Below are 26,834 nucleotides of genomic sequence, written 5' to 3' on the forward strand. Positions count from 1 at the left end.
ATGGAGGTCAACACATAAGGCCAGTTTTGTCTTACTAATTTTTTTAACATGATGTACTTTCTAATTTTCTTGCAACGGTCTTATCCGTCGGTTCAATAACTGCAGGACTTGGTTCAAATTCTTCTAGAAGCATATCAACCTTCTTTCCTACAAATGCGACGAATGGTGGCTGGCTTCTCTCAGCTCTGCCAATTTGGTGGTATAGTGTTCACGGCCATCTTCCATGTCATGAATGACCTTCTCATCTTTTTGACCGTGTACACGGACAATTTTAGCTGGCATGCCGACCACTGTCACATCTGCTGGAACATCGGCTAGGACAACGGCAGCTGCACCCACTTTGGCATTTTCTCCGATTTCAACAGGTCCAATAACCTGTGCGTGTGCAGAGATAAGAGCACCCTTTCGGACGGTTGGATGGCGTTTACCCGTATCCTTTCCTGTTCCACCAAGCGTTACGCCGTGGTAAAGCATGACACCAGACTCAATAATAGCTGTCTCACCGATAACCAAACCAGCTCCATGGTCAATGAAGACTCCCGAAGCAATTTCGGCACCTGGATGAATCTCAATATTGGTCCAAAAACGCCAAAATTGGCTGTGCATCCGAGCTAGTAATTTAAAGCCTTTTTTCCACATCCAATGGGACAGACGGTGGGCAGCCAAGGCCTTGACACCTGGGTAGGTCAAAAGAACTTCCAAGGTCGTCCGTGCTGCCGGATCTTTTTCTTTTACAATCTCAATGGTGTCCTTCCACCAACCCATAGTCACTCCTTCTAGCGAGAAGACAAGCCCGCTACCGAACTTGTCTACTCAGCTTATTTCTTTTCAACCTTGTGGAATTTGAATTCACCAAAGTTGTTATCTTTTTTCTCTTTGTTGTCTTTATGACGGCGTGGTCTGTCTGAACGCTCGCGTTTTTCTGGTTCCACATAACCTTCTGGTTTTGGAAGAAGAGCCTTCATAGAAGCATCAATACGTCCTTTATCATCAATCTTGATGACTTTAACATCGACAATATCACCGATTTCAACTAGGTCTTCTGGTTTATTGACACGAGTCCAAGCCATTTCAGAAACGTGGACCAGGGCATCTGTCTTATCAAATAGGTTGACAAAGGCACCGAATTTCTCCAAACGAACAACTTTTGCCTGGAAGACTTCGTCCACTTTTGCCTCACGAACAAGACCTGCGATGATTTCCTTGGTCCGCTCAATCGCATCGCGATCTGGTGAGAAGATCGCGACAAGACCGTCTTCGTCAATATCGATTTTCACGCCAGTTTCTGCAATAATCTTATCGATGGTTTCGCCACCCTTACCGATGACAATCTTGATCTTGTCCACATCAATCTTGATAGTGTCAATCTTCGGTGCGGTTGGTGCCAAGTCAGGACGAACTTCTGGGATCGTCGCTTCGATGACATCAAGGATTTCAAAACGTGCCTTCTTAGCCTGTGCCAAGGCTTCTTCCAAAATTTGCGGTGTAATACCGTCAATCTTGATGTCCATTTGAAGAGCTGTGATACCGTCACGGGTACCAGCAACCTTAAAGTCCATGTCGCCGAAGTGGTCCTCAAGACCTTGAATATCAGTCAAGACAGTGTAGTTGGTGCCGTCTGAGATCAGACCCATGGCAATCCCTGCAACTGGTGCCTTGATTGGCACACCACCTGCCATGAGGGCAAGGGTACCAGCTGTGATAGAAGCCTGCGATGAAGAACCGTTTGACTCCAAAACTTCTGCTACCAAGCGGATAGCGTAAGGGAAGTCTTCCAAGCTCGGTAAGACTTGCTCAAGGGCACGCTCACCAAGGGCACCGTGACCAATCTCACGACGACCTGGTGCACCATAACGACCAGTTGAACCAACTGAATATTGTGGGAAATTGTAGTGGTGCAAGAAACGTTTCTTGTATTCATCATCCAAACCATCGATGATTTGAGTTTCACCCATTGGGGCCAAGGTCAAGACTGAAAGTGCCTGAGTTTGACCACGGGTAAAGAGACCTGAGCCATGAACGTTTGGCAAGAAGTCCACTTCTGCGTCCAGCGGACGGATCTCATCGACACGACGGCCGTCTGGGCGGACCTTGTCTTCTGTAATCAAACGACGAACTTCTGCGTGCTCCATGAGTTCCAAGATTTCATGGACATCACGCATGATGCGGTCGAATTCTTCGTGTTCAGCGTATTTTTCTTCGTAGGCCGCGATGACGGTCTCACGAACGGCATTGGTCGCATCTTCACGGGCCAATTTTTCTTCAACCTGCACCGCTTTTTTCAAATCGTCATTATAAGCTGCGACAATCTCAGCCTGCAATTCTGGGTCCACTTGAAGAAGTTCCACATCTGCCTTTTCCTTGCCGACTGCTGCTACGATTTGATTTTGGAAATCAAGGAGTTCTTGAATAGCCTCATGACCTTTCAAAAGAGCTTCCAACATGATGTCTTCTGACAACTCTTTAGCGCCAGACTCTACCATGTTGATGGCATCCTTGTTACCAGCTACTGTCAAGTCAAGGAGAGACTCTTCCATTTGAGCCTTGTCAGGGTTGATGATGAGTTCACCATTGACATAACCAACCTGCACTCCTGCGATTGGGCCGTTGAATGGGATGTCTGAGATTGCCAATGCCAATGATGAACCAAACATGGCTGCCATTGGAGCAGAAGCATCTGGATCATAAGAAAGCACTGTGTTGATGACTTGTACTTCGTTACGGAAGCCTTCTGCAAACATTGGACGAATCGGACGGTCAATCAAACGAGCTGTCAAGGTCGCATCAGTTGACGGACGGCCTTCACGCTTCATCCAGCCACCTGGGAATTTCCCTGCAGCGTACATTTTCTCTTCATAGTTGACTTGGAGCGGGAAGAAATCGCCCGTTGCCATTTTCTTGGACATAACTGCCGCTGTAAGGACTGTGGAGTCGCCATAGCGAACGACAACCGCACCATTGGCTTGTTTGGCAACCTGGCCTGTTTCAACAACCAATTTCTTGCCAGCAAAAACCGTTTCAAATACTTGTTTTGACATGAATTGTCTCCTATTTTTTCTGAAATTTTTCTTGCGTGTTTTCTACAAAAGACAATCAAACAAGCTTGTTTCACTCTCTTTTGCACAAAACCACGCATACTTCTTATTTTATCATATTTGACGGAAAATGTGGGGAATTGAGGAAGGAATTTGAGGGAAAATCTAACCTGCTATATAAACAACCGAACGAAACGAATACTCTTCAATCAAACGAAGAACACCCAGCTTTTTCCGAGCACTACACTCCCATAATGGAACATAAGAAAAACTGCCAATGTCCGAAGACATGGCAGTTTCCTATATTAACGACGTAGTCCGAGTGAGTGAATCAATTCACGGTAACGGTTTACGTCTGTGCGGCGTAGGTATGCCAACAAGTTACGACGGCGACCGATTTTTTTCATCAAACCACGGTAAGTTGCGTGGTCTTTTTTGTGTTGTTTGATGTGGTCGTTAAGGTGGTTGATTTCCCAAGTAAGTACTGCTACTTGAACTTCAACTGAACCTGTGTCGCCTTCATGACGAGCATATTGTGCCATGATTTCATTTTTTTTCTCTTTTGAGATTGCCATGATATGTTCTCCTTTGTTTTGAGCCTAATCCGAGTGACAGGTTGGCGACCTGCAACCAAGAAAAAGCTAGATTTGTCCTTTTGGACCTTAACCATTCTATCAAGGAATGGCTCTTTTGTCAACTGATTTGAGAAATAGCTGAGCTGCTCTGCTATTTTCAAAAAAAGCCAGCCGGAGCTGACTTTCTGCTTGTATATCACATTTACTCAGTCTTTTCTGCTTTTGGCAAGATAAGATTGAGGATAATACCTACAATGGCTGAGAGGGCTGTTCCTGAGAGGGTGATGGCACCGATGTTGAGAACTGCTCCACCAAGACCCAATACCAGCATTGAGCTTGCAATAATCAGGTTACGGACTTGACCGAAATCAACACGGCTTTCAATCAAAACTTTCAAACCGTTTGAGGCGATAACACCGTAAAGTAAGATAGACATACCACCAAGAACGGCACTTGGAATAGTTGAGATAAGGGCTGTAAATTTACCCAAGAATGAGAAGGCAATGGCAATCAAGGCTGCGTTACGGATAACGGATACTGATGCGATACGAGTCATACCGATAACCCCTGTATTTTCACCATAAGTCGTGTTAGCAGGTCCACCGATAAAGGCAGATACAGCAGTCGCCACACCGTCACCAATCAAGGTACGGCTGAGGCCTGGGTCTTTCAAGAACTGGCGGCCGCAGATTTGGCTGAGAACGGTGTGGTCACCGATATGCTCAGCTACTGTTACAACAGCAATTGGTAAAATAGCAATCATTTCTGGACCGAAGTAGAAATTGTACGACTTGAAGGCACCTGTTTCAAATGGTAGGTAGAAACCTGGCAATTCAAACCAAGCCGCTTCCAAAACGGGTGTGAAGTCAACCAAACCAAGACAGAGGGCAATCACGTAACCACCGACAATGGCAATCAAGAAAGGAACAATCTTGGCGAAGCCTTTCCCTTTGGTATTGACAAAAGCCGCAATCAAGAAGGTTGCAATCGCCACGACGACATTTTTCCAGTCGCCGTCTGCGACAAAGCCCGCTGAAGTCACGGCAGAGTTGGCAAGACCAAGTCCAATCACGATAATCATTGGTCCGATGACAATCGGTGGCAAGAGGCTGTCGATCCACTTAGTACCGATAACTTTGACAAGTGCAGCGATCAATACGTAAATCAAGCCGACGAAGAGAATACCAGTCTGAGCTGCCGACACATCACCACCCATTTCCTTGATAGCAAGGGCCATAGCTGAGATATAGGCAAAGGATGAACCCAAGTAAACGGGCACCTTAAACTGGGTTGCCACTTGGTAAATCAAGGTCCCGACACCTGATGCGAAGAGGGCAACCGATACGGGCATACCGAGAATCAGCGGCACCAAAATCGTCGCACCAAACATAGCGAACACGTGCTGGAAACTCAACAAAATCCCTTGAAGCGGTGCTGGTTTCTCATGGACATCAAACAAAAGATTGGCTTTTGTACTCATAAATCTCCCATTCTGGGTACACAAAAAGACCCAGACTTTCTAAATATACATAGTCATAGGCCCTTAATAATTTTTCCTGTTGTCTTTCTCACCTCACGGGATGAGTTTAAAAACCTACGCTCTTGGTATTGTAACATAAAGGTTCGGTTTTTTGCAAGGGATTTTATAAAATTTTATTTTTTAGGAAAATGGCAGAGCAGTAAACTTAGCTATCACCTGCATCTCTTATCCGTTTCTTAATCTTTTGACCAAACTCAATCATCCTGCGCTTTTCTTCTGGCCATATTTTGGTCACGCGATTCACCGCGAAGCTAATCAAGTCAAGAAAAAAGAAGAGAAAATTCCCTTCTTAAAACTTCCCTAAATTGGTCAAGTCTTTTTTGTCTGGTATAACTTCCTTGTTGTCCCAGTGCTCGACAATCTTTCCGTCTTTGAGGCGGTAGACGTCAAAGTGGGCGTAGTATTAGACAATATTATTCAGTAATAGCTTATTGAGACCTATGCTTGAAAATAGTAGCCATAAAGGTTGCAAAACTCTCGCGACTCGGTTCAGTTTGTTGAACTTGTTCGAGGAGATTGCTATAGAATCCTTTATGACTCTTTTTGGATATTGAAATAAGCTTCTTCAAGAGTTTGATGAGCTGGCTTGTTGATGCCTCACTATCATAGTCCATATCATAGAATCTTTGATAAGCGTTGTCATATACATTCTGTTTCTTTTCTTTATTAATTTCTTCTTCTCTATCCAATAGTTGTTGATAGGTAACTTTTTGATTAAACCAATCATTCTCAAAAGTAGTCAATAGTCTCTCAGTAGTATTTTTCTTACCGTAGTAGAGCTTAATAAGCGGAACGATGTCCATCCAAACAGCTTCAAGTAAAATTTTGACCATTCGATTTTTAAAAACGATTAGATGACCATCACCCCACAAATAAACTCGAAATCCTTTGTCTTTGAGTTTCGCAATGTATTCTTCAGTAGGTAATTCTGAATCCGAATCAACAACGATATACTTTTTGAGCCATTGTGGCAAACGAGGGTCATCAATCTCCCATGAACCACTTAAACTTCGTATTTCCTTCGTTCTTGTTTCGTCTCTTTCAAGACAACCAGGAATTTTTGTCCAAGTAGTTGTATATCTTTCAACTATATTTCCGTTTTGGTAATATTCATTTTGGAAACTTTCATACTTGGTACTCTTTCTTCGTTCTGTTTTATAAAGTAGCCTCATACCCTCTCCTTTATCTGTACTTTTTATGAGTTGATTGATTTCCAGTACTCATATACCATTAAATCCATTAGTACAACTTTTCCCACTGTGTTATAGAAGCAGGCAAGACTGCCTTATACTGATGATAAAACTCTAATAACTCACTTGGTGTAATAACAATGAGATTGTTCACATTTTTTGAATTTACAATCGTCGGGGCATATAGAAACACCTCATACCCATCCTGTAAAAAGTCAATGAATTGCAGGGCATCTAGTGGAGTAGCTTTTCTCCCTTTTACTTGAACAATTGCTTTTTTAGGCTGATCTGTATTTCGAGAAAGGAATTCACACTCTACCTTAATAGTTGTAGATTTTCGAGCAATTGAATTGGATAAAACATAGTAATTATACTTGATTTGGATAAAAGCTATCACTAATTCCTCCAAGTCAAAGTCAGGTAAGTTGTCCAGTAGATTTCCCTCTAAGTGTGAAATCTCATAATAATTTTCATTAGAGAGTTCGTTATAAACAGCTTTAGAATACTCGATAATGACTGATTCTCGAATTCTTTGTGCTGTGCCTGCATTAGCTCTGTTGAACGCAGCTTTTATCTGTCCAGGAACTTGTGTCCCAACTTTAAAAGCTTTGACGGGTAACAAAGCTCCGTAATCTAAACGGTGATTGATTTTTGCAACAGCAGTCCCTATTGCTCTGCATATCCAGTAATTACCATCTAAGTCACGTGTCCAGAATAAATCGTCAACCTCGGTTTCCCTAAAAATATTCAATACTGGATTTATTTTCTTAGAAAGGCTTTTTACTGCATTATAATAATCTAAGTAATCAACTTCTTCGTTCTCACTAAAAATACCACTCCAGCCAATCGCAAGAAATTGTTCATCTGATTTCAGGCAAAAGTCAATCAATTCATTACGAAATTCTGTTCCTGTTTTTAAATTAATTCTTGCTACGTATTCCATATTCTTACTAGCTCCATTCCTGTTCTTGCAATCTATTTGTTTTTCAAGATAACTGTTGCATTCGGAATCATTTTCGCATGCATTTCCGCAGCTGTTTTATCATAAAACGGTCCTGCAATGACATTCCCAAATTGATCTACTACAATCCATTCTTGCATTTACTTCTCCTCCTTTCAATTAAGAATTCAATATCTATTTGATACATTCATTCTAATACACAGGGTGGACGAATGTTGTCCTACCTTTCTAATTTTTATAGTTTTCTTGCATATTTTTGAGAAAATGTTTCATATCTTCTACAAGAGAACTTGGAAAAAGCACAGTTAGGGCATCAGCCTGACTCAACAACCAACGTTTTAAGCCTGGTGTGTCTTGACTGACAAATTCAATCACATTGCCTTCTGAGCTTGTTTCGATAATCTTTGCTGTCGGAAATTGATCCAAGACAATGGTTGGATCATAGCTAAATCTGACTCTTATAGTTAGTTCCCGTCCCATAAAAGAGTCCACGCGCTTATTCCGTACTTCACCGTCTCGAAACTTTTTGCCATAAGAAATATCCGGTTTCTTCTCAGTCGAAACTTTCCACTCTAAAATCCGATCTAACTTTAAAGTCATATAGGAAGAATGTTTTAGATTAAAAGCTACAAGGTAAAAGTAATGACTATCGTAATAGAGTGACACAGGAAAAACTGTGTGTTTCTTTTCTACATTGTAGGGAGATTGGTAGCGAATATCTAATACCAATTCCTTACGAATGGCCTCTGACCATTCCCAAATCTTATCAATCCTGTTTTGAGTATCTGAAAGAGGGGCATAGTTTAAGAGTTCACTGGCGATAATGGCAGAAATTTCTTTCTGCTCATCTTTCGATACTAGAGCAAATAAGCTATCTAAAACAGCCTTATTTTCTTCCTTATTCAAAGCCCGATTTTCTAGCAAAATTTTAGAAATGGTCAGAATTTCCTTTTTGTTAAAAAGAGACTTCCCTTTTAAGAAGCGAGTATGGTACTTGGGATCATAGGCTAACTCTGCTGCAATCATTGGCTGACTTTCGATAAATCCTCCTAGAAGAGCAAAATCTCTTTGAATAGTCTTCTCACTAACTCCAAATTCATCTGCCAATTGTGATTTTTTTAGATGCGCCCCTGATTGTAAGCGTAAAAATATTGTAAGTAATCTTTCCTGATCGTTCATAGAAACCTCAATTCTAAAAAGATTATAACACTCTTAACAAGTCAAATTCAATAAATTTCCTTGGTAAAGAATCTTGCTCAATGCGTCATTTGAATTATCAAACTCACAACCTGTTACCAGTAATTTTCCGCCTGTTTCTAGATAACTTTCCAAAATTCTTGCCAATTTCTTCTGAATCGCATCGGTACTATTATAAAATTCTTCAATATTTTCAATCATCACAACATCAAATTCTTCTAGAAAATGAACATTTTGTACTATTTCAATCGCTAGACTAACTCCAACTACTCTTTTCACTTTCCTATTCATCTCTCGATAGTAAAATTCTATGTGGTCAACAAAGCTCCTTCTAATCTGATCAACATCTGAAATAATATATAAAAGTTGTCCGATATAGCTCTTTTGAGGGATCCCCAAAAAATCACTTACTTCACGATTGATACTGTCAAAAGAACTTCTCAACCTAGTATCTGAGTCCAAATTTCTGTATAGCAAATCGATAAATATTTCTAAAATTTCCATATCATTAAACACAGTGTTTTCTTTCAAGTCATTGTTATTCATATGCATTTCCTTTCTTCTATCCCTGTAATCCAAAACCTATTAATCGTTGAGTTGATTCCAACTCTGATAATTCTTGGATGGCGTTTTTAATATCAGCTTCTATTACGACATTCATCTCTGTTTCTTCTAAGGTTCTATTGTCTATCTTTTCCATCACTCGAGTCGCCTGTTGATACAAACAAGCTTCTATTAGTTTACGAACATAACGACCATTGCCAAAATGTTCGGTTGTTCCAACTTTTGAAAAATGCGAACACAATACTTCCTCATAGTTAGATTCAATAGAATACTCTTTTTTACTCAACATCATTCTAAAAATTTCGTACAGTTCGTCCATAGAGTAATCTTCAAAATGAATGATGTTTGAGATTCGAGATTGTAATCCTGGATTCGTGTCTATAAAATTGTGCATCAAATCTTTATAACCAGCAAAAATAACAACTACCTCATTGCGACGATTTTCCATTTCTTGAATAATGGTTGGTATAGCTTCATTGGCAAAATCTCTTTCACTCTGTGGAATCAGACTGTAAGCTTCATCGATAAACAGTACACCACCACTTGCACTATCAAACACCTTTTTTATTTTTGGTGCTGTTTGGCCAACATATTCCCCAATAAGATCTGCTCTTCCAACCTCTACTATCTTGTTTTCTGCGATCAATCCATGTTCATACAGGATTTCTGTATAAAGACGAGCTACCTCTGTCTTACCCGTCCCTGGATTTCCTGTGAATAACAAGTGCCCATTACTTTCTTCAACATGATAGCCTCTTTCTTTCCTCAGCTTCGATAGTTGTTCAAAAGCAACTTGTTGTCTGATTAATTTTTTTACAGATTGAAGACCAATCATTTGATTCAGCCTCTTCTCAGCTTGGCCACATTTACTTTTAGATTGTTCCTTTTGTAAACTAAAGTGACCCAGATCCAGCAGTCCATTTTCTTGACAGTAATTGGTTGCCACCGCATATTCATGGATTCTCTGAACCATTCGTCGAATATCTTTTGCATTGATGAGATTTGAAGCCTTTTCTACATACTCCCTAACAATTTTCTTGTCTATACTAATTCTCGTCTTTTTGCTAATAGTTGAATAGCAATTTCAACCAGTTCGTCATTTGTATAAGGAGGAAACTCGATTCTATTTACATTATAGTATTCCTCCTGTAATTCCATTTCTATTTTTTTAGCTTCTTCAGTCGATTGAGCAATTAGAATACAAATATTATTCTCCTTCTTTGTATTGATATTAGCGAAAAGTTCTAATTTAGGACGAGCTCTTGCTTTTAAATAGTCATAAACAACTGGAAATTGTTTTTCTTCAGTCTTAGGAAGAAAGTATTCGCTACAATGAGTATCAACCGCTTGCAAGTTGAACAATCGTTCTAAATATTGGAGGGCATATTTTCGTCCACTCCCCTTTTGACCGTTGAAAATTAAGAAAAATGGCTCTTTCGTATGCGACTCTAAGTCGTTTGATTGGTAGTCTAAATAGTTTATAAGATGCTGAATGCTATTTTTAAAGTCGCTGAGACCAATCATATTTTCTGACAACACATCTGCATTCGGAGTAAGATCTTGCTTATCTTCCTTTGATTGCTTCAATAAGAAATAACCAAATTCTCCCAAATTTTCACGCCCAACTTTTTCAATAAAATCATTCTCGTTTAGTGAAGAATAGCCATCTAAATAGACATCCACTTTCCAAAGTGATTGAACCTTTTTTGCTATTTCTCGTTTTGTATTTGCAGCTCCCGTTACAATAAATAAATCTTCTTTTTCCTTCAAAAAATACATCCAATTATTTTCTTGTGTAAAAGATTCACTAGGTCGCTCTAGTTGCTGTACTTCTCCCATTAGTTTTATGTGATAATAGTTCATCTTTACCCCTCTATTCTGATATTCTCAATAAGAAGTATATAAAAATAGATGGACAAAATATGTCCATCTTTGCTTATTGTTAAACTTAAGTGTCATTCCGCCCTACTTTATTTTCAGTGCATCTTGGCTCAAGGGCAATACCACTGCTTAGAATTCCTTCAGTAAGACACAGACAGCACACTGTTCCGTTCATTCTCTCAATAGAAGAAGATCTGCATTAGATTTTCAAAAAATAAATATATCCAAACAACTCTCCCTACTCCACACTCTTAATCCGTTTCTTAATCTTCTGACTAAACTCAATCATTCTCCGCTTTTCCTCCGGCCAGATTTTGGTCACGCGGTCAACAGCAATTATGAAGATGATTACCGCAGCATAGTCCTTGGCTTTTTCAATCAGACCAACACTTTCAGCAACTACTAAAAGTAGATAGAATGTGAATAAAATAGTTCGTTTGGGCAGAGCCATCAAAAACTCAATCCCTGCCTTATAGCCCAGATAAATCTGCCGATTAAGCCCTTTGGCCTTTTCCAAACGACGATTGAGAAAGGCACGAATCCGCTTGTAAAACCAATCCGAAGTCAGAAAAAGTGATTGGGCACCAATTACAATCAAAGAAACATTATTGGCATGTTCTTCCTTAAGCCCGAGCGCTCTAGTCACAACGTAGGTCCAATCACCATTATCAATACAGATAAAAATAGTAAAGTAAACAACCGCTCCCGCTACTATAACAAGGGGAAGGGCACGGATATATTTCAACATACAATAACCTCTCTTGGACAAATCTTAGAACCTATATTCATAAACAAAGCATTCTTATGCAAGACATCGTTTTTTCTCATCAAGGCATTTTTTGAAGGAATACTTGACTCTATCATCATTTAGTTTCACTTTATTACTTCGACGAGTAAAAAGATCCTGTGGCTGTTTTCGCCTACCACCTAATTGGTCAGGAATTTCCTTTCCTTATCTCCACCTTCAAACACTCCAATGGAAACGATGAACTGTGAACACAGGTTCTTATATATATTGTAATATGTTATACCAAATACGGTCAAGCAGGGGCTAGAATTTCAGATACGACAACTGTACATCCTCAGCATTTTTTACTTACCCTAAAAAAATAAGAAGACCACAAATGGACCTTCTTCTCTTTTCATCTAAGTAAGCTAATAAAATAACTCTTATTTTTCCTCTTTTAACACCAGATTTAATACCAAGGCAGCCAAGGTCCCTGTTGAAATACCTGATGAGAAGACCATTTGAAGAGCTGATGGAAGATGGCTTAACAATTCTGGACGAACGGTCACTCCAATCCCAAGCGCAAAGGCAATAGAGATAATCAAGAGCTCACGGTCCCCAATTTTAACCGTTGCAAGAGTCTTAATCCCTTGGGCAGCAACCAAACCGAACATGATAATCCCAACACCACCAAGAACAGGCTGGGGCATGATGGAAATCAAGGCTGATAATTTGGGAAAGACACCAAGTAGGGTCAAGATAATACCTGCTAAAATCATGACATGACGACTAGCAACTTTTGTCAAAGTAATGAGGCCAACGTTTTGTGAAAAGGCTGTATTTGGACCTGCACCAAAGATACCAGCAATCAAGGAACCAACGCCATCTGCCAGAACACCATTTGCTGCCCGCTCAGAAGGAATCTTTTGATTTGACGCTTCTCCAATGGCCATCATAATCCCCACCGTACCAATCAAGGATACAACATAGGCTGGGATGAAGGCTAGAATAGAAGATAGGTCAAATTTTACACCGTAATGGAAAATTTTAGGAAGAGCAAACCAGGCAGCCTCTCCAACAGCAGACATATCTACTTTTCCAAGCAAAATACAGAGGACATATCCAAAAACCATACCGAAAAAGACTGACGCTGTTTTCAACATTCCTTTTCCATAATGATTCAATGCCAGAGTAAAGACCAAGACGATAAAGGCAATACTGATATTTTCAACTGAAGCATAGTCTGAAGCACCAGCTCCACCAGCTGCCCAGTCCATACTTACTGGCATGAGGGTAATACCGATGAGGGATACAACAGTCCCCGTAATCAATGGCGGAAAGAAGCGCATCAAGGGTTTGACAAAGCGACTGAGAGCAATCTCTACAAATGAACCAGCAATGGTTGCACCCACGATACCGGCAATTCCCAACTGACTACCAACGCTGATAGCTGGATTGGCAAAGGTAAAGTCCGTCCCCATCATACCAGAGACACGTGAACCAATTGGCCCCAAACCTTTAGATTGCAAAATGGTAGCAATACCAGCAACAAAGATAGAGGCTGATACCATAATAGAAGTATCTTCTACCGATAATCCCAAGGCACTCGCAACGACAAGAGGTACTGCGATGATTCCTGCAAAAGCTGCTAAAATATGCTGAAAAGCAAGCAAAACAGCCATCCCTTTTGGTGGTTGTTCATCAATTCCGTAAAGCATCCCTGAGGAATGTTCATTTGTTATTTTCTGAGACATGAGTTCTCCTTCTTTATTCCTAAATAATGGTATTAGTCTATCAGAAAACACAATCATTTTCAATACATTCCGCTCCTTAAAACATAAAACGTTCGTGTTTTTTGCGGAATTTTGTCAATATATACAATGTTTCAATCCAAAAATTCGTTTATTGTTTTGATTTTGACAAAAAAATGCTATAATACACAAAAGTAGCATTTGGAGGAGAAGATAAACATGAAAGCTTTGGAGGCACGTATTTTAAAAGATGGTCAGGTATTAGGAGAAAACATCTTAAAAGTTGACTCATTCTTGACCCATCAGGTTGATTTTCGCTTGATGAAAGAAATGGGGCAGGTCTTGGCAGATGCCTATCGTTCTAAAGAAATTACCAAGGTTGTCACGATCGAAGCCTCGGGTATTGCACCAGCCGTCTATGTTGCAGAAAGCTTAGATGTGCCAATGATTTTTGCTAAAAAGCATAAAAATATTACTATGACCGAAGGCATTTTGACCGCTGAAGTCTATTCATTTACCAAGCAAGTCACTAGCACCGTCTCTATTGCTAGTAAGTTTTTGTCGCCTGAGGACCGTGTTCTAATTGTTGATGACTTTTTGGCTAATGGACAAGCAGCAAAAGGCTTGATTGACATTATCCAACAGGCCGAAGCTCAGGTAATTGGCGTTGGTATCATCATCGAAAAATCCTTCCAAGACGGACGTCAACTCTTGTTAGATGCAGGTGTCCCTGTCACTTCACTCGCTCGTATTGAAAAATTCCAAGATGGACAGGTTGTTTTTGCAGCTGCAGATATTTAAAAGGACTTGCTTCCAATCGGGAGCAAGTCTCTTCTATTTATCTATAATTCCACACCAAAGACTTCTAATTGCTTTAATTCGGCATCAGTCAACCTGCGGTATTCCCCAAGCGCTAATTTTGGATCTAAGCGAAGAGGCCCCATTGATAATCGTTGCAAGCCTGTCACCGTCTTTCCGCAGGCCTGTACCATGCGTTTGACCTGGTGAAATTTCCCTTCTCGGATGGTGATGTCAACGAGTGAAGTCTGCTTAGCTTCATCTGTAGAGAGGATGGTCAACTGGGCTGGCTGACTGGTAAAGTCTTTCAGCTCAATTCCTGCCGCAAATCGTTCGACATCCTCTTGGGTCATGATCCCGTCAACCTGTGCACGGTAGAGTTTATCAACATGTTTTTTCGGAGAAAGCATAGCATGAGCCAGCTGACCGTTGTTGGTCAAGAGGAGCAAGCCATGGGTATCGATGTCCAAGCGCCCAACGGGAAAAACTTCCTTCTGGCGAGCTGTATCATCTAGCAGGTCCAAGACAGTCCGATGACGGTCATCCTCGGTTGCTGAAATAACTCCCTTGGGTTTGTTCAATAAATAATAAACGAATGTCTCATGGCTCAAGACCTGACCTGCTACTGCAATCTGGTCCGTCTTTTCGTCAATTTGTTGCTTTGGGGACGTCTCTACTTGGCCGTTAACTGTGACTTGCTTGTTTTTCAGGAGTTTCTTGACTTCTGTTCGACTGCCAACACCACAATCCACTAAAAATTTATCTAATCGCATACGAGTTTCTTTTCCATTTTGATATATTCTGCTTGCTGTTCTCTTTCTGTAAATCCAAGAGCATGAAAGAGGGTTTGAGCTACTTGATGAAAGGTGGCAACTGTCAGTTTGATACTAGCTGGCTGAACATGTTCCACTATGTAGTCTTCAATAGTCTGATAGAAAGCTCTGCCATTTCCCTGACCTGTCAAAGACGGTTTCATGCCCAAACGAATGTCAACGGTCTCGCCATCTTGGTCAATACAGAAATAGCCCATGAGGGCGGCATTGCGGATGACTGCAAAAAAGCGGTCCCCACGCGCCTCTGGTGAAATCATCTCAGCATAAGTCTCGGGGTTTGCACTAATCGTATAGGCATCCAAAGGTGGTTGATAGCGCCATTGGTTAGCAATTTCCAATGCCAGATCCTGGGGTAAGGGCATGATATAAAAATAATCCATTCTTCGGAAATTTTTTGCCAAATTTTTAATCCGACGGTTTTGGGTGGCGTAATTATCTGTCTGATAGACATAATCCACATAGCCCAACTGATAGGAGGGAATCATGTCCTTAAAAATCAACTGAACATCCTCGGGAAAGCGAAGTATTAATTCATTTAAGCGGTTGTTTTCTAACATAGGAATATTATACCAAAAAGGAGCGGAAATCCGCTCCTATTTCTTCAGTTGTTTATAAATCAAGCCAGCGCTTATCAAGGCACAGCCGATGGCGTAGATACCAAAGGCTCCTGTTGGGGTTGGGTTAAGTTTTTCCAGATAAGTCGGCAAGATGGCAGATGTCGCACCGCCGATGTTGCAACCCATAAGGACAATTGTCATGACTGCATTGAGCAAGGACTTAGGTGCTCGGTCTGTTACCTGACTAAAGACAATGGTTAGAATGATGCTGTAGAAAAATCCTGACACCATACCACCGAGGCCCAGTACCCAGAGATTATCCGCAAAGGCAATGCCGACAACCGCGAGTCCAAAGACCACGTAGGAAACAGCTAAAAGCCAGCCCTTCAAACGACCAACCAAGCTACTAAAGACCGTCCCTGCCACAATCCCCATGACCTGCATAAGACTGAGAATCAGACTGGCTTGCTGAGCAGTACCGATGCCCTTGGCTAAAACAATCTGAGGAATACGAATGGTCAGGAAGGTATTGACATTGATAACAAAGAAGGCTAAGAATGCCAGAAAAATGCCCATCATCCACATGGTCTTGTCCAGTTTGACCTTGGACGCATTCTCCTCAACCTTTACCTCCATGCGAGCCAGCAATTCCTCCTTGGGAACAAAGAGAAGGAAGAGAGCCAAGATGACCAAGGCAAATAGGTAGACCAAGAAGGCAGGTTGCCAACCAAACTGGGTCAACCAACCGACAAGGAGGGTAAGCCCTGCGCTTCCCAAAACCTCTGCTGAACCACGCAAGCCCATCATCTGTACCCGCTCCTGACCGGTGAAAAAATTACCGATGATATTAATAGCACGCGCATTGATCAAACCAATCCCCAAACCAAGCAAGATACGAGCCAATAAAATCAGAGGATAAGCAGTTAGAAACATGGGCAAAGCTCCGCCGATGGCCATAAGCAAAAGCCCTGCAATGATAATGTTTCGTTCAGACAAGAAACGGACAACTAGACCGTTTGCCAATAGAGTAACCATAATAGCAAAAGAGGTCACCGTAATCAAATTTTCCACCTGGGCCGCTGCAATTCCCTGCTGAGCAAAATACTCAATCATCTGCGGAATAGCTGGCGAGACAGCAAATGTCGAAACCAGCATGGTGGACAGGGCCAGCAAACTGGCTTTTTCTAAAATTCTTTTCATTTTTCTCCCTTTCAACGTTCGTCTTTTACTAGTATAACAGATTTGAGACAGAATAGATAGGTGACTGAGACTTTTATTCTCCTAGATTTCATGCTATACTTAATCTATCAATACCCAAAGGAGAGAATTATGTCTGTTATTGAACGATTGACAAAAGCTGCCCATTTGATTGACATGGATGACATCATCCGTGAAGGGCATCCAACCCTACGCCAGGTCGCTGAAGAAGTTGTATTTCCCCTATCTGACCAGGAAATTATTTTAGGCGAAAAAATGATGCAATTCCTCAAACATTCGCAGGATCCAGTCATGGCGGAGAAGATGAAACTCCGTGGCGGAGTTGGTCTAGCAGCACCCCAATTGGATGTTTCTAAACGCATCATCGCTGTTTTAGTACCAAACCCAGAAGATGAGGAAGGCAATCCACCTGCCCAAGCCTACTCTCTACAAGAGGTCATGTACAACCCTAAAATCGTGGCACACTCTGTCCAAGAAGCGGCTATGGAAGGAGGCGAAGGCTGCCTATCTGTTGACCGCGAAGTCCAAGGCTACGTAGTCCGTCACGCGCGCGTGACTGTTGATTACATGGACAAAAACGGAGAAACACACCGTATCAAACTCAAAGGATTTAATGCCATCGTGGTCCAACACGAAATCGACCACCTCAACGGTGTCATGTTCTACGACCGCATTGACCCAGAACACCCATTTGCCGTCAAAGAAGGCATGTTGGTGATTGAGTAAACATAAGAAACTGACTGAAAAATTTTCGGTCAGTTTTTCTTTTTTATGAAAATAGCAGAGCTAACTGCCTAAAAATTTCCTGCCCATCCAAAATCAGGTCTTGAAAGAGGAGGTAGTCCAGCAGAGCCAGCAAACCAGCTAGTAGGATGAAGACAACCAAGCGATTTGAAAACTGAACTTGCAAAAGATGGTTGAGACTGACTAGAACAATTTCCAAGACAAGCAAGCCAAGCACCATCCACAAGAGATAAGGGGCATTTGGAAGGAACCAAGCCCAGAGTTCCTGTCCACTCAGGAGTTCAAGAAAAATCCCTCTCTCCGAATGAGAAAGCAAGACAAGGCCATCTTCCAGATAACCAATTCCTCCGATCAGGCTATTGACCAGGAAAAGACTAACTAGAAAGAGCACTGTAAATCCTAGCGCCTGGCCCAGTCCCAGCAACCACTTGGTGACTAGGACCTTGCGCAAATCCACAGGCTGGGTCTGATAGAGACGCCAGTTTTTCCCTGCAACCTCCACCGCCTTACCCCGACTGCCAATCCAAACCGCCAGCAAGAGCACCAACAAATAGGCCGGACCATCAAAGAGAGAGCGCAGACTTCCAATACCTGACAGATCTCTGGAGCGGTCCCAAGAAGGATCGTCTACTGGAACCAAGGCATCATTGGTGTCAAAACGATTTTCCAAGCTGGTCAAAATGACATCCTTGCCCCGCTTGGTCGCAGGCACCCCAGCCTCCATCAGCTGCTGCCAGTAATACTGACTGACCTGATTGCGGGTCTGGTAACGGCGAAGATTATCTACTGTCTGGCTAGCCCCAATATCACCATTGGCAAAAGCCTTCTCCTCTCTAGCCCATAGATAGACCTGCTCTGCCTCCAGCATAGCAAGATGACTAGCGGGCAGAGCCTTGGTATTGGCCTGATATACCTGCCATTGCTTAACATAGAGGTCCTTATAGACACGGTATTCTTGCAAGAGACCAACCCTCAACTTCAACTCCTCCTGATAGCTCGCATCCTCTTTGACCAACTGCCTCAGACGGTTAATTTCCGACTGCAAATTCTCCACATAGGCCCCATCCTGCTCATAGGACTGGGCAACCAACTCCATCGAAACCCTCTCCTCCTGGGCAACCTCTTGCTTTTCTAGTCCCGTCAGTAGGGAAAATAGCAGAGCTAGGAGCAAGTTTCCTAAGACGAGCCCTTTCCAAGAATTGAGCCGACTAAGGATGAGAACATCAAAAGACCAAGCCTTGTCCAAACGCCCTGTGTCTAACTCCTTCTGATGCCCCACGGTCAGGACTAGCCTTTTCTTTTCTGTCAGCAGATAATAAGCCACAAAAAGCCCAATGGTCAACAGGAGCAAGACATCCACCGCTACAAAGACCTGTGAAAATGCAGCTGTGTCTAAAAAACTCGGAAAGGCAAGCAAGGGCAGAATTTGACCTGACCAACCAGCTACTGCACCTGCCTGATAGGAAAGCCCCAGAGCTAACAGTAACCCCGTCACCACAAAAGTCAGCCGACTGGCTAACAGGTGGTCTAGAAATCCAAATAAGAGACGAATAGCTAGGAGCAAGACCAGCCAAAAACCAAGCAAGATAAGACCGTAAAGCCAAGAGCCTATCAACTGACTCTGACCCAAAATCTCAACAGGGGCTTGAAAACTAGATACAGCCAACTGACCTGTCAGCCCATCATAGACCAGGATAAAGAGTAAACCTATCCCCACAGCCAGTAAAAGCGAAAGCAAGGAAGCAGCCAAACGCCTCATCCCCTGCAAACTCAGACTATCCCATTGCCGCAACTGCCAAACTTGATGCGCAAGTGTCTTTTCCGCCAGTTGATTGGCAAGTAGAAAACCAAGCACCAAAAATACAGGAAGAAAACCAAACAAACTTTCTAAGTAGGCTTGAACAATACGGCCTGTTGACCAAGCTTGATTTTCAGGACCATCAGGCAATTGGTAGGCAAGCAACCAGTCATTCCATCTGGCCAAACACTCGACTTCACTAAGCGTCAAGGATTGTCGCGTTTGAAAAAGCTGCCGATTGCGACTGATAAAATAGTCCAAATCCTGATACATGAGTTTGCGGTAGTTGGGGATAGCTTCAAACTTCCCCTCATCTAAGGCCCGACCGACACTTTCTATGTCGGATTTCAAGCCCACCATCCGCGGTGCTTCTTCTGACTCCTCCTCAATTTTTATATCTGCCAAGACACTAGCCAATTCACTCAGTTCTTCTTTGTAGGTTTCCACATAGGCCGCTTGGTGGACTTGGCGCTGAGAAATAGGAAGATAAGCCAAACCTAGAAAACCCAGCACGAGCAAGCAGTAGAGAGGCGACCAGAGAATTTTCTTGATTTCAAAGTTCAGTCTCATATCCCCTCACCACCTTCCTCCACGTAGAGATCACGATAGAGGGATTCCATATAGTCGCTGGCTTTTGTAAGACCAGCTACCTGCTGGATTGGAATACGATCCAGACAATCCAATAAATCTCGCTCGGGTAAGAAGATTTCCACTAGACCCTGCTCTGCCTTTTTCCACAAGAGTTGCGGATAATCCCGTAAAAATTCCTGGACCTGCTTGGAGTTTTCCACAGCAAGATGGTAATCATAATCCGCCGTCAACTCCACTTCTGTGGCAATCAACTTGCTGGCCTTGAGGAAATAAACCTGATTGGTCAGCTTCTCAATCTCCGACAAATGGTGGGAAGAAAGCAAAAGGGCAACACCTTCTGCCTGTAAATTCAGAAGAAATTCCCGCTGCTGGATGATATTGGTCGGGTCCAAGCCGATATGGGGTTCATCCAGCAACAAGAGCTTGGGCTTGGGAAGGACAGCCATGGCAAAGAGCAACTTCTGCTTCATACCCATGGAATAACCAGCCACCCGCTTTTTGACATAGTAGCCCATCCCCAATTCTTCCACCAACGCATCCACTTCCTTTTTCCCCAGCTTGTGGGTGGCAGCCACATAGGTCAGATGGTCATAACCCGTCAGCTGTGGATAAAGGGCTTGGGCATCCAATATGACAGACATGTCCTGAAAAATCGCTCGGTCACTATTGGGCCGACCATTGATGGTTACCGACCCACGGTCAGCGGTTTCTGTGTTGCTGATAATATTCAACAGAGTGGATTTCCCCACACCATTGGGACCGACTAGGGCAACCAAGTCCCCCGCTTGCAGCTCAAAGGACACATAGGACAAGACCTGGTGGGCACCGTATCGCTTGCAGACATCAACTACTTTTAGCATAGAAACTCCTTTCTTAGAGAAATGGCAGAGCGAAACAACAGCCTTTCAGCAGCTTATTTTCTATATACAAAAAACAATATTTCCACATTATCATGATATACTATTTTTACAAATATTGTTTATTTTGTTACATATTTTCACAATTTTTTGAAAGGAGTAGTTTATGCGGTGGGATTACGGAAGTGTTTACAGAGAGATTCGAAAAAGCAAACATTTGAGTCAGGAGCAGATTTGTGGGGATTATCTCAATCGCACGACCTTGGTTCGCTTTGAAAAAAATCAGAATATCCCTAGCTATGAGCTTATGCACTTCTTGCTCAAACAAGTAGATATGACCTTCGAGGAATTCGAATACCTCTGTAACTACTATCAGCCCAGCCAACGCCAACAATTACTCTATGATATAGATAATCTCCGAAATCCGACCACTAAGACCATGGAGGATTTGATAAAGCGTTGCAACGACCACTTGAACAAAGAACCCAATGACGTTCCTATTCACAGAAAGAGCCTCCTATTGGAGACTGTTGTAGCTGTCCGAAAAAGTTCTTCTATCACCCAGCTTTCCGACGAGGCTGAAACCCTGTCCAAACTCCTCTGGTCCCAACTAGAAGGATACGATAACTGGTACCATAACGATATTATCTTAGTAGGTACTCTCTTGTCACATATAATCTCACTTGATAGCCTTGAAGAAACTGCCAATCTTCTTCTAAAACGATTGGAAAAATACAAGGATTACAAGCGAATCCAGCCCACCATACTGTCATACTATCAATCATTTGCTTATTTCCTTCTTGAACAAAGACAGTACAGCAAGTCTACTTTTTTTGCCACCAAACTCATGGAACTAGCCAAGCAAGAAAAACGTTATGACCAACTAGCCCGTGCCTATGTCTACCTGGGTATTGCCCAAAACAAGCAGGAACTAATTGACAAAGGGCTACAAATCTTGGAACTGACGGACGAGCAAAACCTATTCGACAACCTCCAATTTCTTATCAAACAGCACCAAACTGACTGAAATCTCGGTCAGTTTTTTTCTGGTACAAAAAAACGACCCTTTCGGATCGTTCTACCTTATATTAGACCAGCTTTTAATAACTATCTCTATGATGACCAAATTCAAGTGCCAGAATAACCATCCTATTATCCTGAATAACGCAAATCAGCCGATAATCACCGATACGATAACGCCACTCATTGGCATGGTCCCCTGTCAATCCCTTGCCATGCAACCTCGGATTAACTGTACCATCTAGGTGTTTATCCACCCATGCAAATAATAATCTTTGGATTTGCTTATCCAATTTTCTGATTTGTTTCTGCGCCTTCTTAGAATACTCTACATGAAACATATTACAGACCAAGTTCCTTCTTGAAATCAGCATGACTGATGGTTTCAGGATCTTTCTGGTACTCCTCGTAGGCTTGATGGTAAATGCTCAAATCATACTCATCCTCAATATCACGCTCAAGCGCCTTCTTAAATAAACTTGAAAGACTTTGACCAGTCAATTGAGCATAGCTCTTGAAAAATACTTCTTCCTCTTTGTTTAATCGGATAGTTACTGTACTCATCAGTTCACCTCACTTCTTTGTGTTACATTGTAACACATTTTGCGAAAATTGTAAACCAATGCTAGATAGATTAGAGCAAAAAACGACCCTTTCGGATCGTTCTCAATTATAGTCTTTTAGTTTACTTTTAGTACTCGCTTCAAAGGTTTGGGGAACCTTTGAAGGCTGGAGATAGTGCGAACCAAGTTCGCTTCAAACGCCGCAGGCATAACTGGAGTTAGGCAAGGTGAGTTAACGACGTAATAAAAGATAAACTAAATGACGATATCTTAGTAGTATTCCCCTTGTCTATAGTCCCAAGAGTTGAAATGGTCAGACAAGTGCATCATGATTTTATCGATGTCCAGACCCTTACGGATGACAACTGGGCATGGGCTGATAGAACGGCTATCTGCACCTTGTTCTGGAATCAGTTTACCATCTTTGTCTACCATAGATACCATAACCCCTTGCTCATAGCGAGTTTCAATGGTCTTGTCTGGTTGGATAGATGCCACATAATCATCCGCCTCAATAATCAAGTCTACTTTAGACGCGATACGCTCACCGATACCTTCTACCTTACCACGATTTCCCTTACCTGACGGGTTAGCAGATGAAGCGTAGACCATGCGGCCTTCTTTTTCCCACATTTCCTTGGCAATTTGCTCGCCAGCCACACCAAACTTGATAACAAAGCAAGAAGTACCACGAACGTCGGTCATCAACTCTTCACGACCATCGCCATAAGCCTGCAACTTGGCATAAGCCTCTGGTTTCCAAGGCAGGATACAACCCAACAAAATGTCCTCATCCCAATGTTTTTGGTAGAAGGCATCAATCTCAGGAGTCAACTGAGCCAACTCACGCAGCTCCTCCATGCTACCACAAAGGACCACGCCCGGCTTATTACGCTTGCGCTCTTTAGCGTCAAATTTACGTTCCAAACCAGCCTTGTCAGACGTCATGATGATGTAACCAACCTTAGTCGGACAGACAATCACGCCCCCCTCGCCCTTGATAATGTCAAGACCTTCTTGTGAAAGTGTGCCATCCCAGTGAATTTGTTTCGTCATAATCATTTCCTCTTTTCTTTTTTTCCATAGCAGAGCTAACTGCCTATTTTTTCATCTCTCGTAAGAGTCTTTCAGTTTACTTTTAGTACTAGCTCTAACTGTCTGGGAGACAGTTAGAGCTTGGAGATAAAACGAACATTGTTCGTGTCAACGAGTCGCAGACAGCTTCAACAGTCAGAGTAGTGACTGTTAAAGTTTTAAAATCATACTTACGATAGTAAGTAACGCTTGTAAAGTACGGCAAAGCGAGTTCAAATAATGATGAAATTATTTGAAGTTGGAAATAGGGAAACGGAGTTTCCTCGTTCGTCGCAGTAATAAAAGATAAAATGGAAGACTCTAGTTTTGCCAGTAGCTTGGACGGTCCCCTTCATACTCAGCAATCAAATCCTGATACTGTAATGTAATACCAATATCATCCAAGCCATTGAGCAACTTGTGTTTCCAGTCCTGTTCGATGTCAAATGGGAATTCCCCAAAAGGCGTCCGTATCAACTGGTCTGCCAAGTCAACCGTGATTTCTTGGTCAGGACCCAGCTGAGCCAGTTGGTCCCTGACTTCTTTGGGCTGGATAATGGGCAGAATGCCGTTGTTCAAGTCATTGTTGTAATGAATATCTCCAAAGGAGCCTGCAATGATAACCTTGAAGCCATAATCTGCCAGAGCCCAAGCAGCGTGTTCCCTAGAAGAACCTGCTCCGAAGTTGTCCCCAGATATGAGGATACTAGCTCCTTGATACTCAGGCTGATTGAGAATGAAATCAGGATTATCCGTGTAGTTATCATCCAAATACCGCCAAGCATAGAGCAGATACTTACCAAAGCCTTTTTTGTCAATCAGCTTGAGAAACTGCTTGGGCAGGAGCTGGTCAGTATCAATATTATCATTCATGAGCGGAACGGTTGTTCCTGTCCATGTGGTAAATTGGTGCATTAAACTCCCTCCTTGAGAATGTCTAGCTGTCTAGTGTCGACAAATCGTCCATAAAGCGCAGCTGCGGCAGCCATAGCAGGACTACACAAGTGGGTCTTGGCCCCAAAGCCCTGTCGGTCTTCAAAGTTTCGATTACTTGTAGAGGCGCAGTGGACACCTGCAGGCACCTTGTCTGGATTCATACCCAGACACATGGAGCAACCTGGATCTCGCCATTCAAAACCAGCCTCCATGAAAATCTTGTCTAGACCAAGCTTTTCTGCAGCTCGCTTGACAGGGCGACTGCCTGGTACGACAATAGCCGTAACCTGCTCTGCTATTTTCCGCCCCTTAACAATCCTAGCTGCCAGCTGCAAATCGCTGAGGCGAGCATTGGTACAGGAGCCTAGGAAGACATAGCCAACGGGAATGTCCGCAGCCTTTTGCCCAGGAGCTAAGTCCATATAAGCGTAGGCCCGCTCGTCGTTGTGATCACGGATAGCTGGGAAGGTTTCATCAAAGCTAACCCCCATAGCAGGCGTCGTTCCCCAAGTGACCATCGGTGCCAAGTCTGACACATCAAGGACCAGGTGCTTGTCATAGACCGTGTCCGCATCCGAGTAGAGCTCCTTCCAGTCTGCCACCGCCGCCTCAAAGTCCGCTGGTGCACACTCACGACCTCGCAGGTAGTCAAAAGTGGTCTGGTCTGGAGCCATAATGCCCATCTTAGAGCCGAACTCAATGGACATATTGCAAATGGTCATCCGCTCTTCCATGCTGAGTCGGTCGATGACTGGACCTGCAAATTCAACCACGTGACCCAAACCACAATCCACGCCGTAGCGGGCAATCAGAGCCAGGATAAAGTCCTTGGCATAGACACCCGCCTGGGCCTGACCGACAAACTCCACTAGGAGCCGCTTAGGTTTGACCTGCCAGATGGTCTGGGTAGCCAGAACGTGCTCCACTTCGGAAGTGCCAATCCCAAAGGCAATGGCACCAAATGCTCCGTGAGTCGCCGTATGGCTATCCCCGCAGACAATAAACTTACCTGGCTGGGTCCTGCCTGTTTCTGGTCCGACCATATGGACAATCCCCTGATGTTCAGAACCGTGGGTTGCGTGGGGAATACCGAAATCTTCTATATTCTTCGCCAAGGCATCCATCTGAGTCTTGGAAATGACATCACGGATATTGTGAATATCAACGGTTGGCACATTGTGGTCAAAAGTCGCAAAGGTCAAGTCTGGGCGCCGAACAGGTCGCCCTGTATCCCTCAATCCTTGAAAGGCCTGGGGACTGGTCACCTCGTGCACATAATGTTGGTCGACATAGAGGAGCTGGGGCTGACCTTCCTGACCTATAATCACATGGCGATCCCAGAGCTTATCGAAAATGGATTTGCCACTCATGGTGACCTCCTTTCAAGCTGTTCAATAATAGCCGCGGTCATTTCTTTGGTGGATGCGGTCCCACCTAGGTCTTTAGTGAAAATGCCCTGTGCAAAGACCGCTTCAACTGCCTGGCGAATGGCTTGACCTGCTTGGACCAAATCAAAACTCTCTTCCAACATCATGGCAACAGATAAAATCATGCTGACAGGATTAGCAATGCCCTGACCTGCAATATCGGGTGCCGAACCATGGATAGGTTCGTAGAGACTGGGACCTGCCACCGCATGACTAGCAGAAGGCAGAACCCCTAGCGTTCCTGTTAATACGCTGGCCTCATCCGACAAAATATCTCCGAAAAGATTTTCCGTCACCAAGACGTCAAATCGACTAGGATTGGTAATCAAGAGCATGGCAGCACTATCCACCAACTGGTGCTCCAAGGTCACATCTGGGTAGTCCTTAGCCACCTCATCCGCTACCTTCCGCCACAATTTTGACGTCGCCAGTACATTTTGCTTATCAATGCTGGTGACTTTTTTCCGTCTTTTTTGGGCTAGGTCAAAGGCAGAGCGGACAACTCGTTCGATTTCCTCAGCTTGATAGGTATTGCTATCGCTGGCTTGGTCTGTTTCCAGAATATGCTCTCCAAAATAAATCCCGCCTGTCAACTCCCGTACCATGACCAAATCCACACCATCCAGCCGGTCGGCTTTCAGAGGAGAATAGTCTTTCAGGCTATCAAAAATTTTGACCGGACGGATATTGGCAAAGAGACCCAATTCCTTCCGAAGTTGAAGCAGACCTTGTTCTGGTCGAACAGCTGCATCATCATATTGAGGGCTACCGATAGCTGCTAACAAAATCGCATCCGCCTGACGGCAGGCTTGTAAGGTAGCATCTGGTAGAGGATGGCCAGCCGCATCAATCCCAGCGCCACCAAAAGCTCTCTCCTCAATCTCATAATCAAACCCTACTTGCCCAGCAACAGCCTCGAGGACTGCTAGGCCAGCCTCCATGATTTCAGGACCGATTCCATCACCAGCCAAGGCTACAATTTTTTTCGTCATATTTC

At 43.1% G+C, this 26,834-nt stretch carries 28 protein-coding genes and 1 pseudogene; 3 read left to right on the forward strand and 26 right to left on the reverse strand.

Annotation, left to right across the window (positions count from 1 at the left end):
• Positions 1-147: 147 nt before the first annotated feature.
• The 15 genes and pseudogenes from cysE to K5Q34_RS05385 all read right to left on the reverse strand — a co-directional run bounded on the left by cysE (position 148) and on the right by K5Q34_RS05385 (position 13,424).
• Positions 148-765, reverse strand: coding sequence for a serine O-acetyltransferase (gene cysE / locus K5Q34_RS05330; protein ID WP_105118975.1), 618 nt, complete (start codon positions 763-765; stop codon positions 148-150).
• 53 nt (positions 766-818) lie between these two features.
• On the reverse strand, positions 819-3,038 hold the full coding sequence (gene pnp / locus K5Q34_RS05335) for a polyribonucleotide nucleotidyltransferase (RefSeq protein WP_105118974.1): 2,220 nt from the start codon (positions 3,036-3,038) through the stop codon (positions 819-821).
• 162 nt (positions 3,039-3,200) lie between these two features.
• Complete coding sequence (locus tag K5Q34_RS11790; RefSeq protein ID WP_260619436.1) at positions 3,201-3,326, reverse strand: hypothetical protein; 126 nt, start codon at positions 3,324-3,326, stop codon at positions 3,201-3,203.
• 14 nt (positions 3,327-3,340) lie between these two features.
• Positions 3,341-3,610 (reverse strand): 30S ribosomal protein S15, encoded by a 270-nt coding sequence (gene rpsO, locus K5Q34_RS05340; protein ID WP_002938849.1) that lies wholly within the window; start codon positions 3,608-3,610, stop codon positions 3,341-3,343.
• A 202-nt stretch (positions 3,611-3,812) separates the two neighbouring features.
• Entirely contained in the window at positions 3,813-5,090 is a 1,278-nt protein-coding gene (locus K5Q34_RS05345) for a uracil-xanthine permease family protein (RefSeq protein ID WP_136627962.1), read from the reverse strand.
• Between the two features lie 349 nt (positions 5,091-5,439).
• Positions 5,440-5,550 (reverse strand): annotated as a pseudogene (locus K5Q34_RS05350) (polyketide cyclase); the annotation flags it as partial.
• Between the two features lie 28 nt (positions 5,551-5,578).
• Positions 5,579-6,322, reverse strand: coding sequence for a hypothetical protein (locus tag K5Q34_RS05355; RefSeq protein WP_172115502.1), 744 nt, complete (start codon positions 6,320-6,322; stop codon positions 5,579-5,581).
• Positions 6,323-6,389: 67 nt separating this feature from the next.
• Positions 6,390-7,283: a ribonuclease D gene (locus K5Q34_RS05360; protein WP_221864633.1), complete on the reverse strand. Its 894-nt coding sequence runs from the start codon at positions 7,281-7,283 to the stop codon at positions 6,390-6,392.
• A 32-nt stretch (positions 7,284-7,315) separates the two neighbouring features.
• Positions 7,316-7,441 carry a hypothetical protein gene (locus tag K5Q34_RS11795; RefSeq protein WP_260619437.1) on the reverse strand — a complete coding sequence of 42 codons (126 nt, stop codon included), beginning with the start codon at positions 7,439-7,441 and terminating at the stop codon, positions 7,316-7,318.
• Positions 7,442-7,529: 88 nt separating this feature from the next.
• On the reverse strand, positions 7,530-8,480 hold the full coding sequence (locus K5Q34_RS05365) for a YafY family protein (RefSeq protein WP_205028467.1): 951 nt from the start codon (positions 8,478-8,480) through the stop codon (positions 7,530-7,532).
• Between the two features lie 33 nt (positions 8,481-8,513).
• The gene (locus tag K5Q34_RS05370; RefSeq protein ID WP_024407948.1) at positions 8,514-9,044 is read right to left on the reverse strand and encodes a hypothetical protein; all 531 of its coding nucleotides are present in this window, start codon (positions 9,042-9,044) and stop codon (positions 8,514-8,516) included.
• 16 nt (positions 9,045-9,060) lie between these two features.
• Positions 9,061-10,035, reverse strand: coding sequence for an AAA family ATPase (locus K5Q34_RS11800; RefSeq protein ID WP_239515441.1), 975 nt, complete (start codon positions 10,033-10,035; stop codon positions 9,061-9,063).
• Between the two features lie 68 nt (positions 10,036-10,103).
• The gene (locus K5Q34_RS11805) at positions 10,104-10,925 is read right to left on the reverse strand and encodes a hypothetical protein (RefSeq protein ID WP_239515442.1); all 822 of its coding nucleotides are present in this window, start codon (positions 10,923-10,925) and stop codon (positions 10,104-10,106) included.
• Between the two features lie 256 nt (positions 10,926-11,181).
• Complete coding sequence (locus K5Q34_RS05380) at positions 11,182-11,691, reverse strand: hypothetical protein (protein WP_002942154.1); 510 nt, start codon at positions 11,689-11,691, stop codon at positions 11,182-11,184.
• A 422-nt stretch (positions 11,692-12,113) separates the two neighbouring features.
• Positions 12,114-13,424 carry a nucleobase:cation symporter-2 family protein gene (locus K5Q34_RS05385; protein WP_114866846.1) on the reverse strand — a complete coding sequence of 437 codons (1,311 nt, stop codon included), beginning with the start codon at positions 13,422-13,424 and terminating at the stop codon, positions 12,114-12,116.
• A 216-nt stretch (positions 13,425-13,640) separates the two neighbouring features.
• Here K5Q34_RS05385 and K5Q34_RS05390 point away from each other — a divergent pair, with 216 nt between their 5' ends.
• Complete coding sequence (locus tag K5Q34_RS05390) at positions 13,641-14,222, forward strand: xanthine phosphoribosyltransferase (RefSeq protein ID WP_221864634.1); 582 nt, start codon at positions 13,641-13,643, stop codon at positions 14,220-14,222.
• Between the two features lie 41 nt (positions 14,223-14,263).
• On the opposite strand, the gene K5Q34_RS05395 is transcribed toward K5Q34_RS05390, so the two are convergent.
• The 3 genes from K5Q34_RS05395 to K5Q34_RS05410 are packed head-to-tail and all read right to left on the reverse strand — an operon-like array spanning position 14,264 to position 16,809.
• On the reverse strand, positions 14,264-14,992 hold the full coding sequence (locus tag K5Q34_RS05395; RefSeq protein WP_221864635.1) for a pseudouridine synthase: 729 nt from the start codon (positions 14,990-14,992) through the stop codon (positions 14,264-14,266).
• Positions 14,983-15,609: a GNAT family N-acetyltransferase gene (locus K5Q34_RS05400; RefSeq protein WP_253214091.1), complete on the reverse strand. Its 627-nt coding sequence runs from the start codon at positions 15,607-15,609 to the stop codon at positions 14,983-14,985. The genes K5Q34_RS05395 and K5Q34_RS05400 overlap by 10 nt, the downstream gene beginning before the upstream one ends.
• A gap of 36 nt (positions 15,610-15,645) precedes the next feature.
• On the reverse strand, positions 15,646-16,809 hold the full coding sequence (locus K5Q34_RS05410) for an MFS transporter (protein ID WP_208564722.1): 1,164 nt from the start codon (positions 16,807-16,809) through the stop codon (positions 15,646-15,648).
• A 129-nt stretch (positions 16,810-16,938) separates the two neighbouring features.
• Between K5Q34_RS05410 and def the strand changes: the two genes are divergently transcribed.
• Positions 16,939-17,553 (forward strand): peptide deformylase, encoded by a 615-nt coding sequence (gene def / locus K5Q34_RS05415; protein ID WP_221864636.1) that lies wholly within the window; start codon positions 16,939-16,941, stop codon positions 17,551-17,553.
• 43 nt (positions 17,554-17,596) lie between these two features.
• On the opposite strand, the gene K5Q34_RS05420 is transcribed toward def, so the two are convergent.
• The gene (locus tag K5Q34_RS05420; RefSeq protein WP_221864637.1) at positions 17,597-19,939 is read right to left on the reverse strand and encodes a hypothetical protein; all 2,343 of its coding nucleotides are present in this window, start codon (positions 19,937-19,939) and stop codon (positions 17,597-17,599) included.
• On the reverse strand, positions 19,936-20,820 hold the full coding sequence (locus K5Q34_RS05425; RefSeq protein ID WP_221864638.1) for an ABC transporter ATP-binding protein: 885 nt from the start codon (positions 20,818-20,820) through the stop codon (positions 19,936-19,938). Before K5Q34_RS05425 ends, K5Q34_RS05420 begins: the two co-directional genes overlap by 4 nt.
• Positions 20,821-20,983: 163 nt before the next feature.
• On the opposite strand from K5Q34_RS05425, the gene K5Q34_RS05430 reads away from it, so the two are divergent.
• Positions 20,984-21,844, forward strand: coding sequence for a helix-turn-helix transcriptional regulator (locus tag K5Q34_RS05430; RefSeq protein ID WP_221864639.1), 861 nt, complete (start codon positions 20,984-20,986; stop codon positions 21,842-21,844).
• A gap of 73 nt (positions 21,845-21,917) precedes the next feature.
• Here the strand turns inward: K5Q34_RS05430 and K5Q34_RS05435 are convergent, their stop codons facing one another.
• The 6 genes from K5Q34_RS05435 to leuB all read right to left on the reverse strand — a co-directional run bounded on the left by K5Q34_RS05435 (position 21,918) and on the right by leuB (position 26,829).
• Positions 21,918-22,178, reverse strand: coding sequence for a type II toxin-antitoxin system RelE/ParE family toxin (locus K5Q34_RS05435; protein ID WP_105126400.1), 261 nt, complete (start codon positions 22,176-22,178; stop codon positions 21,918-21,920).
• Position 22,179: 1 nt separating this feature from the next.
• Positions 22,180-22,401 (reverse strand): type II toxin-antitoxin system RelB family antitoxin, encoded by a 222-nt coding sequence (gene relB / locus K5Q34_RS05440; protein ID WP_024391430.1) that lies wholly within the window; start codon positions 22,399-22,401, stop codon positions 22,180-22,182.
• A gap of 269 nt (positions 22,402-22,670) precedes the next feature.
• Complete coding sequence (locus tag K5Q34_RS05445) at positions 22,671-23,456, reverse strand: L-threonylcarbamoyladenylate synthase (protein ID WP_105143697.1); 786 nt, start codon at positions 23,454-23,456, stop codon at positions 22,671-22,673.
• 339 nt (positions 23,457-23,795) lie between these two features.
• On the reverse strand, positions 23,796-24,389 hold the full coding sequence (gene leuD / locus K5Q34_RS05450) for a 3-isopropylmalate dehydratase small subunit (RefSeq protein ID WP_172115480.1): 594 nt from the start codon (positions 24,387-24,389) through the stop codon (positions 23,796-23,798).
• Entirely contained in the window at positions 24,389-25,780 is a 1,392-nt protein-coding gene (gene leuC / locus K5Q34_RS05455; RefSeq protein WP_172115478.1) for a 3-isopropylmalate dehydratase large subunit, read from the reverse strand. The genes leuD and leuC overlap by 1 nt, the downstream gene beginning before the upstream one ends.
• Entirely contained in the window at positions 25,777-26,829 is a 1,053-nt protein-coding gene (leuB, locus tag K5Q34_RS05460) for a 3-isopropylmalate dehydrogenase (protein ID WP_221864640.1), read from the reverse strand. Before leuB ends, leuC begins: the two co-directional genes overlap by 4 nt.
• Positions 26,830-26,834 lie beyond the last annotated feature (5 nt).

It is taken from the genome of Streptococcus sp. 2018110, from assembly GCF_019754115.1.
Lineage (GTDB): Bacteria > Bacillota > Bacilli > Lactobacillales > Streptococcaceae > Streptococcus > Streptococcus hashimotonensis.